Source organism: Zhenhengia yiwuensis (genome assembly GCF_014384995.1).
GTDB lineage: Bacteria > Bacillota > Clostridia > Lachnospirales > Cellulosilyticaceae > Zhenhengia > Zhenhengia yiwuensis.
In genome coordinates this window covers 75,723-90,238 of the sequence record NZ_JACRSY010000009.1, presented here as the reverse complement: position 1 = coordinate 90,238, position 14,516 = coordinate 75,723, and the positions used below count along the sequence as shown (strand labels likewise).

The window sequence follows — 14,516 nt, the reverse complement described above, 5'->3', positions numbered from 1 at the left end:
GGGTCACCTTCTTAGTAGTTTTTCATTTCTTTAAGAAGGTTTACTAAGTATTCATACACACGTGCCATGGAACTAATGCTTGCACGTTCTTCTGGAGAATGAATATCATAAGCATTTGGCCCAAAAGCAATCATATCAATACCTGGTATCTTTTCTAGAATAAAGCCGCATTCAAGACCTGCATGGATGGCTTCAATTTTAGGTTGTTTATGGTACATATTTTCAAATACTTCACTAGCAAGTTCACGTATACGTGAGTTTGGTGCATATACCCATGCTGGATAATCTCCATTCACTGTAGCTTTTGCACCTAAGGCTTCACTTACTAGTTTAATTTTACGAAGCATATTTTCTTTTTTAGTTGGTACAGAACTTCTTACTGCAAGTACAAGGTGGAAACGTTCCTTTTCAAGTTGTGCCACCCCAATATTAAGAGAACTCTCAACAAGTCCTTCAATTTGCATACTATAAGCTGTAATACCATGAGGAAGTAACATGAGAAGGTCAATAGCTTTTGCTGTATTTTCTAAAGAAAGAACTTCCATCTCTTCTTGTAATGTAGTAAAGATAACTTCAAGACCTGGGTCTTGTTTAGCATATTCTGTTTTAAAAGCAATAGTCATTTCATCTATAGTCTTTTCAAGTGCTTCTTTTTGTGCATTTGAAACGTAGAAACTTACCTCTGCTTCACGTGTAATAACATTATCTTTACTTCCACCTGCAAAACGTGCTATATAAAGGGGTATTTCACATCTTATCCTATCCAGCATACGGCCTACTAATATATTAGCATTCGCACGCTCTTTATGAATGTCTGCACCTGAGTGTCCGCCTGTTAAACCTTTAATAGCTAAACTATATAAAGTATGCGCTTCTGGAGCTTTTTCATAGCTTACTGGAAGCTCTACATGGGCTTTAGCACCACCTGCACAGCTTACTAAAAATTCTCCTTCAATATCTGTATCTAAGTTAAGAAGTACTTTACCTTGTAGATATTCTGGATGAAGGTTCGCAACACCATCCATACCTGTTTCTTCTGCTGTTGTCATAAGGACTTCAATAGCTGGATGCTCAAGCGTATCATCTGCTAAAACCGCCATTTGGTAAGCAATAGCAACCCCATTATCTGCCCCAAGTGTCGTACCATCTGCACGGATAAAGTCACCATCTACAATAAGTTTAATACCTTCTTTTTCAAAGTCATGCTCTGTATTTTTATTTTTTTCACAAACCATGTCCATATGACCTTGAAGAATAACAGTTGGTACATCTTCATAGCCTGGTGTAGCTGGTTTTCTAATATAAATATTATTTGCTTCATCTTGTTTAACTTCTAAGTTAAGTGACTTTGCAAACTGTACCATATAATCACTAATTTCTTTTTCATTACCTGAACCACGTGGGATTTTACTAATCTCTTCAAAGTAGTAAAAAACCTTTTCTGGTTGTAAGTTTTCTAAAATTCTAGACATTTTTAACACTCCTTTAATTTTTAAAACTATGGATAGGCGCTGGAATTCTACCGCCTCTATCAATAAATCTATCACAATTATAGCTATTGATAGGCATAATAGGTGCTCTACCTAAAAGTCCACCAAACTCTACACACTCTCCTACACCTTTGCCTTGTACTGGAATAATGCGTACAGCTGTAGTCTTAGCATTGATCATACCTATTGCCATCTCATCTGCAATAATACCTGATATCGTTTTAGCACTTGTATCTCCTGGGATAGCTACCATATCAAGTCCTACTGAGCATACACATGTCATGGCTTCTAGTTTTTCTAAAGTTAAAGCACCTGCTTCAGCTGCTTTAATCATAGCATGATCTTCACTTACAGGAATAAAGGCACCGCTTAATCCACCTACATAAGAAGAAGCCATAACACCACCTTTTTTAACGCTGTCATTAAGAATAGCTAGTGCTGCTGTTGTCCCTGGTGCACCTGCCATTTCAAGTCCCATCTCTTCAAAAATTTCTGCAATACTGTCTCCAATAGCAGGTGTTGGAGCAAGAGATAGGTCAATAATACCAAATGGTACATCTAACATCTTAGAAGCTTCCTCAGCTACCATCTGTCCTGCTCTTGTAATTTTAAAAGCTGTGCGCTTTACTGTCTCACACAAAGTCTCAAAATCTGCTTCTCTTACCTGTTCAAGTGCTTTCTTCACCACACCAGGGCCACTTACACCCACATTAATTACTGTATCATGTTCTCCTACACCATGAAAGGCACCTGCCATAAATGGATTATCATCTGGCGCATTACAGAATACCACAAATTTGGCACAACCAATACTTTCTCTATCTGCTGTATACTCTGCTGTTTGTTTAATCACTTCGCCAATAAGCTTTACAGCATCCATATTAATACCAGACTTTGTACACCCCACATTAATAGAACTACATACACGTTCTGTCACACTTAAAGCCTCTGGAATCGATTCAATAAGCACTCTATCTGCTGGAGACATACCTTTTTGTACAAGAGCCGAAAACCCTCCTATAAAGTTTACACCAGCTGCCTCGGCTGCTCTATCTAATGTTTTTGCAATAGGTACATAAGATGTAGCTTTTGTAGCACCTGCTACAAGTGCTATAGGTGTTACAGAAATACGTTTATTGACAATAGGAATACCATATTTTTTTGAAATTTGTTCACCTACTGATACTAAGTCCTTTGCACAAGTTGTAATCTTATTATAGATATTTTCACAAAGTTTATCCATATCACCGGAAATGCAGTCTAATAAACTAATTCCCATTGTAATCGTACGGATATCTAAGTTCGCTTCTTGAATCATTTTATTTGTTTCTTGTACTTCAAATCTTGAAATCACACCTATTCCTCCCTTGTAAGTTTCTTAAATACGATGCATAGAGTCAAAAATCTGTTCATGTTGAAGACGAATATCTACCTCTAAAGCCTTTCCAAGTTCATTTAAAGAATCTACAAGTTCATCAAAAGACATAGTATTTGCTTCTAAATTTACAATCATCATCATATTAAAGTACCCTTGTAAAATAGTTTGAGAAATATCTAATATATTCACATTAGCATCACTTAAAAGCGTACATACTTTAGCAATGATACCTACTTGATCTTTTCCTACAACTGTTATAATACCCTTCATTATTGTATTACTCCCTTATTATTTTTTATTTAATTTCTTCTACTAATTCTTTCATCTTATCTACTAGTCCCTTTGGACTTAAGATATTGATATAACAGCCTGTTGCAAGTTCAAAACCTGCAAAATTGCCTGTTCTAGGTAGTAGACTAATATAGAAGTGATAAGACTGATCTCCTTTTGGTTTTCCGCTCATTACACAAATATTATAACTTACCTCCGGTAGCATACGTTCATAAAGCTTTAATGTATCACTTAGAAGCAGAGCTAGTTCCTTAAGTGCATCATCCGTTATTTGACCTAAATTCGCAAAATGTATGTTAGGTACAATCCAACTTTCATAGGGTGCTCGAGCACCTTCAGGTACAGTGAGTCGCCACTTGCTTGTTTTTATAATGTCCAACCAAGAGGAATCCTGCTGTTTACAAAGCCAACATCCTTCTTTTTCATACTGCTCTCCCACGCTTTCATAATGTCTTTTCATTGTAAGTGGAGTTTCTTCTAATGCAATAATTTGCCAATGTGAATGCATAATACTAGCCCCAGCCTTCTCTCCTTCATTTTTAAAGACTTGAATAAACTGTATACGCTCATCTTGGCTTATCTCTAGCCATCTAAGCTGTATAAGCTTGATAAGGTCATACCAATGACTTTTTGAAAAGCTATGAGGTTTCTTATCATGATATAACGTTTCAATCACTACGTCATGTATACCATATAAATCTCCCCGTTTATGACAAACAGGATATTTATTATTGACAATTCTTATATGATCTTCATCAGAAGTGAACGTCTCCATAACAACTTGTTCTATTGCCGACTCATTTTGCTTACAGAAAGGACACATACTTTCACCTTTGACCTTATTAGGCCTTTTCTGCCTATTCTCCGCTATAATAGTACTTATTCCTAAAGCTTCATTCTCATAGAGCATCTTCTTGTTCACCTCTTATTTTTCATAGTTTTTATTGTACTATATCCCTTTGTAAAATTAAAGATACCAAAATAGACTAGTTCAATTGAACTAGTCTATAAGTTTCCATTCTTCTATATTTGAGTAAAAATTAATAGGGTTTGGTTGTATATTACCACCTATCTTTTTCTTTGTAATGAGTGCACCATTCTTAAAATATAAACTAATATAAGGATTTTGCTCTGCAATATATTGTTGCAAACGTCCATATGCCTCTGTAATTTGATCAGGATGACTATTAAAAGCATTTCTAATTAAATCATCCATCATTTGATCCGAATAACTGATAAAATTATCACCATTTGTAATTTGACTAGAATGGAATGCAAAAGTTACATCTGGAATATATGAAATCTTCCATCCACCTAAGAAAGCATCAAATTGCTTATTATAGATGCGTTCTTTATAAACCTCGGCAGCTACTTTATCAATGTTCACTTCAATACCTAATTCTTTGTACATCTTCTGCATATATTCAGCTACACGAAGACGCTCCTTATTCTCTTCATTAACAAGAAGATTAAAACTTAGTGGTACATTATTCTTCGTAAATAATTTGGAATCCTCATCATATTGATACCCCTCACCCACTAAAAGTAATTTCGCTTTCTCCACATTATACTCTTTAATCTGAAGTGTTGGGTCAAAGAGATAAGAATATGGTGCAATAAGTGTATCTGTTACAACTGAATGCCCTAGATAGTAGGTATCAGATATCTTTTGCCTATCAATTCCATAAACTAACGCTTCTCTTACCTTTGCATTTTGAAAAATAGGTTTATTAAAATTAAGTCCCATAAATTCATAGCAATTAGTTCCTATTTCATAAATAGTAGCTGATTTATCCTTAGCATATTTTCCCCATTCCATTACATCTGTATAGATGACATCAATAAGTCCCTGCTCAAAAGCATAAAGTAAACTTTCTTCATCTGGAATAATCATAACTTCAATATTTTTAATAGTAGGCTCTCCTTTAAAGTAATTAGGGTTAGCCTCAAGTGTAATTTCCTTATGGGGTACACTTTCCTTATACATATAAGGTCCATTCCCTATAGGTAATAAGGACAGCTGTTGCTCTTTCTCAACATTATAGATATGTTTAGGTAAAACAGGGAAGAATAAAGTTTGGTAAACTCCACTAAAATCCTGTCTATAGAAAATCTTAAAAGTATAGCGATCCATAGCCTGAACATTAGCTATATTAGCTGTAGTTAACTTATAAGGTGACTCTGTAGCATTCTTAATCAAATCTAAAGTAAAAAGAACATCTTCACTTGTAAGAGGCGTGCCATCTTGCCATTTAATATCTTCTCTAAGTTTTACAATAAGGACTTTGTCCTTTGCACTATACGTAAAGCTTTCAGCTAAATTAGGTGTTACACTTCCGTCCTCTTCAATATTTACAAGAGTATCAAAGAGGAGATAAAGTGTGTGCTGAACACTTTTATCCATATTATAAATAGGATTTAAAGTGACTGGATTTTGCATACCTATTGTAATTTTAGATACAGATTCTTTTTTAGGTGTTTCTTCCTCAACAGGTACTTCTACTTTTGAAGTAGAGTTTTCTTTAATATCTGTCTCAGGCGTGCAGCCTGTTAAAAGGCCTACACACATTATTAGAAAAATATATTTCCATATCTTTTGTACCATTTACATTCCTCCTTAGTATAACAAATTATAAACTTTATAATAAAAGCTTACTTTTTGTATATACTTTTGTGTCTCTTTAAAGGGAATTGTATGCAAAACATTGCCATCGCTACTATAAAGTGTATTGTTACGCCACTTGGCTACATTACCTGTACCTGCATTATAGGCTGCTAAAACAAGTTGCAAATTGCCTTCATATTGTTTCATAAGCCTTGCTAAATACCATGTTCCAATTTGGATATTAATACTTGGCTCAAACAGTCTATCATTAGCATAATCAGGAATCGCACATTCTTCTGCTCCCCAAGTTCCTGTTTTATTCATAATTTGCATGAGCCCCTTCGCACCACTTTTAGAAATAGCCATAGGGTCATAACCGCTTTCTGCTTTCATAACTGCATAAACAAGGTTGCTATCTAGACCATACTGGTTACTATAAGTTTCGACTAAATCTCTAAATGGTCTTCTATAGCTTAAGAACAGACCTCCTGTAAGTATACACACTATAAGTATACCGTACACTAACCCTTTAATACATTTCCTCATCTTCACGCTAATACCCCTTCATTATTTTTTCTAATAAGGCTTTTAATTGTTCTTTGGTATTTTCACGTGTGAAACGATTATCAATAATATAGTGAGAGACTTTTTCTAATTCTTCCCACTTTTTCTGCTTATTAATCCTCTCTAACACTTGTTCTTTTGTAAAATGATCCCGTTCTATAAGACGTGTAATACGTGTCTGTTCATCTGAAAAGACACCTATAATACGATCCGTTAAAGGAACAAGTCCTATTTCAATTAAGAGCGCCGCATCTATAATGACAAAATCCCATTTCTCTTCTTCTTTACATCTTTCTACTTGTACTTTAATTTCATTATAGATAATAGGATGTGTAATGGTATTAAGTGCATTAAGCTTTTCTCTATCTGCAAAGACTATATCTCCTAACCTTCTACGCACAATCTGCCCATTTTCATCTAAAATACTTTCTCCAAAGGTTTCAACAACTTGATCATATGCTAAATCCCCCTTTAGCAAAATACGATGACCTAGCTCGTCTGCACCTATGACAAAACATTTTTTAAGTTCACAAAGAAGAGATACAATCGTGCTCTTCCCTGAACCTATTCCTCCAACAATTCCTAATGTTTGCATCGCTTTCTCCTATTTTGCCGCCAACCAGTTTTCACCGCTATGCACTTCTACAGACATAGCTACTTTTAAATTTACTGCTTGCTCCATTTTTTCTTTTAATAGTTTGGCAACCTTTTCTTGTTCTGGTCTATAAACTTCTAATAACAGCTCATCGTGAACAGTTAAAATAACTTTAGACTTAAGACCTTCATCTCGAAGTGCTTGGTGAACATGCACCATAGCCAGCTTAATTATATCTGCCGCTGTACCTTGAATAGGGGTATTCATGGCTTTACGTTTGCCAAACTCTCTTAAATTGAAGTTTTTAGAATTAATCTCTGGGATATCACGTTTACGATTAAAGATAGTCTTTACATAACCATGATCTCTTGCAAAACTTATACATCCATCAAGGTATTCTTTTATTTTAGGATATTTTTCAAAATATCCCTCTATATAAGCTGCCGCTTCTTTCTGTGTAATCTTAAGATCTTCTGATAAAGAAAAGGCACCTATACCATATACGATACCAAAGTTAACGGCCTTAGCATTACTACGTTCAAGTGGCGTAACTTCTTCAAATGGCACATGGAAAACTTGTGATGCTGTTAAAGTATGAATGTCAATGCCTTCATTGAAAGCATGAATGAGGTTCTCATCTCCTGCAAGTGCAGCTAGAACACGTAGTTCAATTTGTGAATAGTCTGCATCTAAGAAGATATACTCATCTGAACTTGGAATAAAGAGTTCACGGATACGTCTCCCCATCTCTAATTTTACAGGGATATTTTGAAGATTTGGTTCTGTAGAGCTAATACGGCCTGTAGCTGTAATAGTTTGGTTAAAGCTTGAGTGAATTTTATGCTCAGATGTCATTACTGCAATAAGACCTTCTACATAAGTAGATTTAAGCTTTGTATACTGTCTGTAGGCTAGAATATGTTCTACAATTGGATAGCCATCTCTTAACTTCTCAAGGACTTCTGCAGCTGTAGAGTAGCCTGTTTTGGTTTTCTTAACAGGTGGAATATCCATCTTTTCAAAAAGTATAACACCTAACTGTTTAGGCGAATTAATATTAAAACTTTCTCCCGCTAACTCGTAGACTCTTTCTGCTTCTTTCTCAATTAAGGCATCTAATTCTTTGCCATAAGCTTGCAGTTTCTCAAGATCTACTTTAATGCCTTCCCTTTCCATATCAAAAAGCACTTTAACAAGCGGCATTTCAATATCATTAAAGAGTATCTGCATATCATTTTTATCTAACTCTTTCTGAAGTACATCATAAGCTTCATAAAGAATATGTGCTCTTCTTGTTAAAAAGTCCACACGTGTATTTTCATCTAAACCTAGCCAGCGTTTTTGACTTTTACCTTTGCCAACAAGTTCTTCATAAGAAGGTACATTTTGCATCACTAAGAAATTATCAGCAAGCTCACTAATCTCATAGGTTTCACTTGTAGGATCAATGAGATAAGCAGCAATAAAAGTATCAAACACTTGTCCTTTAATCTCTATGTGCATCTCAGCTAGAATATGTCTAAGCTTCTTGCTATCATGAATCACTTTAAGGCCTGTCTCTTTCTCAAAGAAAGTCTTGACCTCTGCCTGATCTTTACTTAAATTTAAACTTAAGAAATTAACGCCTTTGCCTTCTGCAATACCTAATTCTAAGCATCCATCCTCATAAGCATAAGTAATCGCCATGCACTCTGAACTTCCCAATGACTCTAAGCTTTCCTGCTTACTTACTTCTATAGTTTCTACTTTTTTAGTGGCTGAAGTTCTTGGAAGTCTTGCTATAAGCTTTTTAAAGTCAAGCTGTTTAAACACTTCTTCTGCTTCTTCAGATAAAGTAAGGTCTAGATAGAACTCGTCCCATGTATACTCAAGCGGCACATCACACACAATCGTTGCAAGCATCTTACTTTCTAAAGCCTGATCTTTATAGGTTATAAGATTTTCTTTTAATTTCTTTTGTGTAAGCTCATCAATATGTTCATATAAGTTTTCAATGGAATGATATTGTTTAATCAGCTTAATAGCTGTTTTTTCACCTATGCCTGGTACCCCTTTTATATTATCTGAGGCATCTCCCATAAGCCCTTTTACATCAATAAATTCCAAAGGTGAAACTTCATATTTCTCCACTACATCTTTTGCAAAGTAACTTTCAATCTCTGTTCCCTGCTGCTTTGTTTTAGGAATTTTAAGTTCAATGTCCTCACTTGTAATTTGCAATAAGTCACGATCTCCTGATACGACCACCATATTATAGCCGTCTCTTTCACCAGCTTTAGCTAAAGTACCCAGTATATCATCTGCTTCAAAACCTTCTTTTTGCAGAATGTGTACGTTCATAAGAGCAAGGACTTCTTTAAGCAGTGGAATCTGCTCTCTTAATTCCTGTGGCATCCCTTTACGTGTCCCTTTGTATTCTACATTTTGAATATGTCTAAAAGTTGGTGCACTTACATCAAAAGCTACACCTACTAAGTCTGGTTTTTCCTTTTCAATCATACTAATCATAATATTTAAAAAGCCATAAACAGCATTAGTATAACGTCCTTCTTTGTTTGTCAAAAGTGGAATGCCATAAAAGGCTCTATTAGCAATACTTAAACCATCAAATAATAATATTTTTTTCTTCATTATACACCTCCTATATTTAAGGATACCCCAAAATATTCCTATTTATTATAGCATACTTTATGCTATAAACGAAGAAAGAGCTTAGGAATTTTAAGATAAAATTCCTAAGCTCTTAATAAATTCTAAGGTTTTAAAAGACTTCTCAATATAATAGGCAACCATTTCATCACATAGCCTTGCCATCTCTTGCAAGACATAGGGTTTAATTTCGAAATTAAAAAGTGTTTTATAGGGTGCAAGTCGTATGTAATTAAGCACATACCATGTTGTATAACTTAAAGTTATAAGAGCGCTCATGCTTCTACATTTCTTGCAGCATAAACCACCTTCTTCCACAAGAAAAGTATAGGTAGCATGTTCATCTCCTTCTACTGACATACCGCATGATACACATCTTGTTAACTCCGGTGTGAATCCTAATACGACAAGAGCACGCATTTCAAAGGTACGGCGAATACGCTCTGCACTTTCTTCACTACTTTTATTCAAACTATGTAAAGCATAAAGCATAAGAGTAAGCAGCTCACTGTTACCACTACTTTCAGTTGCTACTTCACTTACAAATTCTGCAATGTAAGAAGCATAACTTAAAATCACCAAGTTTTCTCTTAAATGATGAAAAGTATAACGTGGCTCTACACTAATTAATTTGTAAGTGTGCTTATACTGAGTCAAGACAAACTCACCATATACAAAAAGCTCTGTTCCTGAAGCAAGTCCTTTATCAAACTTCTTAGCACGTGGTGCACCTACTTGAATAATTCCATATTCTCTTGTAAAGAGAGTGATATATTTATCACTCTCTCCTACTACATATTCTTTTACAACAACTGCATCAACTTTTATAACCATAATCTCTAGTTTTCATCCAATCTCTTTTCTTGTAAGCCTTGTCTGGTTCTTTCATATTCTTTAAAGTTCAAATAGGTTTGTATATCTCCTGTGGTTTCAAAGCATTTCCATAAATGATCTAACATATGAACTACCCCCTTCAGCTTATTACTATTAGCTTATACAAGTTTGGCTATCCTATGCTACAAAAAAATTGCCATTGTAAAAGACCTTGACTATTAAAATTTTCGATTACTAAAAATCTTGATCATTAAATCCATAATTTTTAAGTAGGAATTGGCTGTCACGCCAATTCTTCTTAACTTTAACCCATAAAGTTAAATAAACCTTAGATCCTAAAAGCCTCTCCATATCATAGCGTGCTTTACTTCCGATTTCTTTAATCATTGCACCTTGTTTACCAATAATAATACGTTTATGAGAATCACGTTCACATACAATCGTTGCCTCAATATCTACAATATCTCCATTTTTTCTAGATTTCATTGTATCAATTTCTACCGCAATACCGTGAGGGATCTCTTTATCTAAAAGGTGAAGTGCTTTCTCACGAATGAGCTCAGCTACAATTTGTCTTTCTGGTTGGTCTGTTAAAACATCGTCTGGGAAGAACTGCGGTCCTTCTGGTAAATACTTTTCAATACATTTTAAAAGGGCATCAATGTTAGCCCCTTCATAAGCTGAAATAGGAATAATCTCACTAAAATCTAATTCCTCTTTATACTTATTAATAGTTTCTGCTACTTCTTCCTTCGATACACTATCAATTTTATTGATACAGAGGAAGATTGGTGTATGAACTGATTTAAGCTTCTCAATAATAGTAGCTTCATTTTTGCCAATGATTGGATGTGGCTCTACAAGGTAGAAAATAATATCCACTTCATTAAGTGTTGTGTTAGCTGTTTTAATCATCATTTCCCCTAATTTATTTTGAGGCGTATGAATCCCAGGTGTATCTATAAAAACAGCTTGATACGTATCTGTAGTCAATACAGTTTGAATACGATTACGTGTTGTTTGAGGTTTGTTAGACATAATAGCGATTTTCTCGCCAATTAATCTATTCATAAGTGTAGATTTCCCTACATTGGTTCTCCCAATGATTGAAATAAAGCCTGATTTAAATGTATCGTTCATGAGTTTCTCCTTATTTGTTAAGATCTTCTTGTGTAAAGTGCCCAGGTAAAAGCTCTTTAAATTCAAAGACTTTTATTTCTCCTAGTGCATTTTCTAATATAATATGGCCATTTGGCATAAATTCTCCGATTACTTGTCTGCAAATCCCACATGGATAAGTAAATTCCTTGCTACTACTTACAATAGCAATTGCCTTATAGCGAAGTTCCCCTTCTGATACAGCCTTAAAAATAGCTGTACGCTCTGCGCAGTTTGTTGCACCAAAAGATGCATTTTCAACATTACATCCCGTATAAATTTTATCTGTGTCTGTAAGGAGCGCTGCGCCTACTTTAAAATTAGAGTATGGTGCATAGGCATAGGTCATAGCCTCTTTGGCTTTTTCTACTAGTTGTTTATACTCTTCCATTTAAAACATCTCCTATCGATTAATTCCAAGATCTGAAAGCACTTCATTTTGCTTTGCAATCATTAATTTTTCATCTTCTTCATTCATATGGTCATATCCTAAAAGGTGGAACATGCTGTGTGCTACTAAAAAACATACTTCACGCTTTAAAGAATGTCCATAGGACTTAGCTTGTTCATCTGCTACCTCATAGCATAACACAATATCTCCTAGCATGATATGATTTGTGTCATAATTCATCACTTCTGTTTCATCTAATTTTTCCCAGTCAATTATACCATTTGACTCAGGATCAATTTGTGGAAAAGATAAAACATCTGTTGCACGATCTATATCTCGGTATTCATGATTGATAGATCTTATCTCTTCTTTGTCTACGACAGTTAAACTAATTTCTGATTCATAAGGTACTTTTTCAACTTCTAGGCATTTTGCAATAACCTTTTGTATCTCCTCAAATAAGTCTTCATGTTTTTCAAAAAAGTTATATTCATCTTCTAAGTATAAGTTCATTCTACTTGCCCTTTCTCTCTGGGTATTCAATACGTTCATGATACATCCCTTTTAACATACGCGTAAAGGAGTCAATAATTTTTTCTATATCAGATATATAAAGTGGACATTCATCTAACTGTCCTTCATCTAATTTTTGTTTAACCATTTTTCTTACAAGGTCTTCAACAGTTACCTCTGTTCCTATTTTATGCTGCATAGACCTTACTGTTGCTTCTACCACATCTGCAAGCATAATAAGTGCCGCTTCTTTACTCTGTGGCTTAGGCCCCTTATAACTAAAGTCCTTAATGTCTACTTCTTCCCCTTCAATATTTTTAGCTTTAATATAAAAATATTGTGCTGTGCTTGTCCCATGATGTTCTTTAATCATATCTTTTACACACTTAGGAAGTTTATATGTATCTGCCAGTTCAATTCCTGAAGTTACATGGGATAATATAATATCTGCACTTGTTTGTGGATCTAAATAATCATGTGGATTATCAAGTACTTGGTTTTCTTTAAAATAATTAGAACATGTCAGTTTACCAATATCATGATAGTAACCACCTACCCTTGCCATAAGTGGATTGGCTCCAATTTCATCTGCTGCAGCCTCTGCTAGGTTGGCAACAAGTAGACTATGATAATAAGTCCCTGTCGCTTCAATAAGTAGACGCTTCAATATAGGTTGGTCTGGATTGGTCAGTTCAAGTAGCTGAATGGGTGTAATAAATCCAAAAGCTGCTTCCCATAAAGGTAAACTTCCTACTACAAGAACGACTACAATAACACCTACAAAGAATGCTTCTACTCCCTTTAGCATAAGCTGTGTAGATAAAGAAATTCCTACCAACATATTTAAACTAATAAAAATTAGTGTTTGCAGAAGTCCTACTAATAGTGCATTGACCATAGTTTGTTTACGCTCTTGCATTTGAGCCACGATACTAATACTAATGAGCCCAGCTAAAAGATGGTAAATGATAAATACACTATCAGCCTTATGAGTCAGTGCAGCTACTACAATCAAAATAAGATGCATAACAATAGCAATATCTTTATGGATTAAAATAGCAACCAAAATAGGAGCAAACGCCAATGGCATATAAATATAGTCTCCCATTAAAACCATTCGAATAATCCCTAAAGATAAAATATACAAAATAAAAATCAAGCTAGCCTGTCCTCTATTAAGACTTGTATTACTTATCTCGTATTTCATACTACGATAAAGGAATAATACGGCTAATATAATAAGAATCCCTACACCTATATACTGCGTATAGACCTCTGAATCATCTATATTCAGATAACCTATCTTGTTTAAAACATTATAAGCTTCTTCTGTCACCCTTGTACCTTGTTCAACCACTCTTTCTCCTTGAAGTATATAAACAGGTTCTACACTTTCTCTAGCCTCTTCCTTAGCTAATGCGGTTGCTTCCTTATCTACTATCAAATTGGGCTTAATTTGAGAAGAAATAATCTCATAAGCAATTTTTTGCTCTACTGTACTCAAATCTGTCTTTTCTAGTTTAGCTCTTACATCGAGAGCCTTATTTTCATTCTCTTTAATGCCTTCTTCCATAGTGTTGGTAAGTAGATTGATACAAATTTGTTCTAAACTATGTAAACGGTTCACACTCATTCCGAGAAGTGTTTTATATTCGTCTTCGTAAAGGGGAATAGGTGACTTACTTTGAAGCGTCTGTATAGGCGATACTCCATGCTCCTGTGGAATAGCTGTCACCTTAATAGCTTCTGCATAATCGAATAATAACTCAATATTAGCAATACCCTTTTCAAGTACACGCTCATCCATTTTATAAATATCTGGCGTTAGTGCTTCCAATTGATTACGTTTTCTTTCTGTTGCAATTTCATTTTCTACTTGAAAAGGGGCCTCAATGGTTTCACTTGCGATTTGTCCTATCTCGATATGAATCTTTTTCCTAAAGAAATCCCCCGAGCTTATTACAAAAAAGGTTAGCATTACAGCAATCATGAAATAGATAACTTCCCATCGAAACTTTTTCATCCCCTGCCTCCATTCTGCAAAAAAT

14 protein-coding genes are annotated in these 14,516 nt (G+C 34.8%); all 14 read right to left on the bottom strand.

Going from position 1 to position 14,516, the window contains the following annotated elements; translation table 11 throughout:
• Nucleotides 1–11 precede the first annotated feature (11 nt).
• Nucleotides 12–1,472, bottom strand: coding sequence for an aminoacyl-histidine dipeptidase (locus tag H8718_RS07335; protein ID WP_249332437.1), 1,461 nt, complete (start codon nt 1,470–1,472; stop codon nt 12–14).
• Nucleotides 1,473–1,485: 13 nt separating this feature from the next.
• Nucleotides 1,486–2,844, bottom strand: a complete 1,359-nt coding sequence (locus tag H8718_RS07330; RefSeq protein WP_249332436.1) for a PFL family protein — start codon at nt 2,842–2,844, stop codon at nt 1,486–1,488.
• Between the two features lie 24 nt (nt 2,845–2,868).
• On the bottom strand, nt 2,869–3,138 hold the full coding sequence (locus tag H8718_RS07325) for an ACT domain-containing protein (RefSeq protein WP_283246173.1): 270 nt from the start codon (nt 3,136–3,138) through the stop codon (nt 2,869–2,871).
• A 25-nt stretch (nt 3,139–3,163) separates the two neighbouring features.
• Entirely contained in the window at nt 3,164–4,069 is a 906-nt protein-coding gene (locus H8718_RS07320) for a galactose-1-phosphate uridylyltransferase (RefSeq protein ID WP_249332435.1), read from the bottom strand.
• A gap of 90 nt (nt 4,070–4,159) precedes the next feature.
• Nucleotides 4,160–5,764, bottom strand: a complete 1,605-nt coding sequence (locus H8718_RS07315; RefSeq protein WP_177669611.1) for a peptide ABC transporter substrate-binding protein — start codon at nt 5,762–5,764, stop codon at nt 4,160–4,162.
• Nucleotides 5,765–5,776: 12 nt separating this feature from the next.
• Nucleotides 5,777–6,310, bottom strand: coding sequence for a lytic transglycosylase domain-containing protein (locus H8718_RS07310; protein WP_177670002.1), 534 nt, complete (start codon nt 6,308–6,310; stop codon nt 5,777–5,779).
• A gap of 7 nt (nt 6,311–6,317) precedes the next feature.
• Nucleotides 6,318–6,923, bottom strand: coding sequence for a dephospho-CoA kinase (coaE, locus tag H8718_RS07305; protein WP_177669609.1), 606 nt, complete (start codon nt 6,921–6,923; stop codon nt 6,318–6,320).
• Between the two features lie 9 nt (nt 6,924–6,932).
• Nucleotides 6,933–9,554: a DNA polymerase I gene (gene polA / locus H8718_RS07300; RefSeq protein ID WP_249332434.1), complete on the bottom strand. Its 2,622-nt coding sequence runs from the start codon at nt 9,552–9,554 to the stop codon at nt 6,933–6,935.
• A 90-nt stretch (nt 9,555–9,644) separates the two neighbouring features.
• Nucleotides 9,645–10,406 (bottom strand): DNA repair protein RecO, encoded by a 762-nt coding sequence (recO, locus tag H8718_RS07295; RefSeq protein WP_177669605.1) that lies wholly within the window; start codon nt 10,404–10,406, stop codon nt 9,645–9,647.
• Between the two features lie 5 nt (nt 10,407–10,411).
• On the bottom strand, nt 10,412–10,531 hold the full coding sequence (locus tag H8718_RS07290) for a YqzL family protein (RefSeq protein WP_177669603.1): 120 nt from the start codon (nt 10,529–10,531) through the stop codon (nt 10,412–10,414).
• A gap of 109 nt (nt 10,532–10,640) precedes the next feature.
• The gene (gene era / locus H8718_RS07285) at nt 10,641–11,546 is read right to left on the bottom strand and encodes a GTPase Era (RefSeq protein ID WP_177669601.1); all 906 of its coding nucleotides are present in this window, start codon (nt 11,544–11,546) and stop codon (nt 10,641–10,643) included.
• Nucleotides 11,547–11,556: 10 nt separating this feature from the next.
• A complete protein-coding gene (locus tag H8718_RS07280) occupies nt 11,557–11,955 on the bottom strand; it encodes a cytidine deaminase (protein WP_249332433.1) in 399 nt (132 codons plus the stop codon).
• 12 nt (nt 11,956–11,967) lie between these two features.
• Complete coding sequence (gene ybeY, locus H8718_RS07275; RefSeq protein ID WP_249332432.1) at nt 11,968–12,468, bottom strand: rRNA maturation RNase YbeY; 501 nt, start codon at nt 12,466–12,468, stop codon at nt 11,968–11,970.
• Nucleotide 12,469: 1 nt separating this feature from the next.
• On the bottom strand, nt 12,470–14,491 hold the full coding sequence (locus H8718_RS07270) for an HD family phosphohydrolase (RefSeq protein WP_249332431.1): 2,022 nt from the start codon (nt 14,489–14,491) through the stop codon (nt 12,470–12,472).
• Nucleotides 14,492–14,516: the final 25 nt, after the last annotated feature.

Bases quoted from the DNA above. Each gene is read 5' to 3' on its own strand.
- H8718_RS07335 (WP_249332437.1), bottom strand. From the start codon at position 1,472: ATGTCTAGAATTTTAGAAAACTTACAACCAGAAAAGGTTTTTTACTAC.
- H8718_RS07325 (WP_283246173.1), bottom strand. From the start codon at position 3,138: ATGAAGGGTATTATAACAGTTGTAGGAAAAGATCAAGTAGGTATCATT.
- H8718_RS07320 (WP_249332435.1), bottom strand. From the start codon at position 4,069: ATGCTCTATGAGAATGAAGCTTTAGGAATAAGTACTATTATAGCGGAG.
- H8718_RS07315 (WP_177669611.1), bottom strand. From the start codon at position 5,764: ATGGTACAAAAGATATGGAAATATATTTTTCTAATAATGTGTGTAGGC.
- H8718_RS07310 (WP_177670002.1), bottom strand. From the start codon at position 6,310: ATGAGGAAATGTATTAAAGGGTTAGTGTACGGTATACTTATAGTGTGT.
- coaE (WP_177669609.1), bottom strand. From the start codon at position 6,923: ATGCAAACATTAGGAATTGTTGGAGGAATAGGTTCAGGGAAGAGCACG.
- polA (WP_249332434.1), bottom strand. From the start codon at position 9,554: ATGAAGAAAAAAATATTATTATTTGATGGTTTAAGTATTGCTAATAGA.
- recO (WP_177669605.1), bottom strand. From the start codon at position 10,406: ATGGTTATAAAAGTTGATGCAGTTGTTGTAAAAGAATATGTAGTAGGA.
- H8718_RS07290 (WP_177669603.1), bottom strand. From the start codon at position 10,531: ATGTTAGATCATTTATGGAAATGCTTTGAAACCACAGGAGATATACAA.
- era (WP_177669601.1), bottom strand. From the start codon at position 11,546: ATGAACGATACATTTAAATCAGGCTTTATTTCAATCATTGGGAGAACC.
- H8718_RS07280 (WP_249332433.1), bottom strand. From the start codon at position 11,955: ATGGAAGAGTATAAACAACTAGTAGAAAAAGCCAAAGAGGCTATGACC.
- ybeY (WP_249332432.1), bottom strand. From the start codon at position 12,468: ATGAACTTATACTTAGAAGATGAATATAACTTTTTTGAAAAACATGAA.
- H8718_RS07270 (WP_249332431.1), bottom strand. From the start codon at position 14,491: ATGAAAAAGTTTCGATGGGAAGTTATCTATTTCATGATTGCTGTAATG.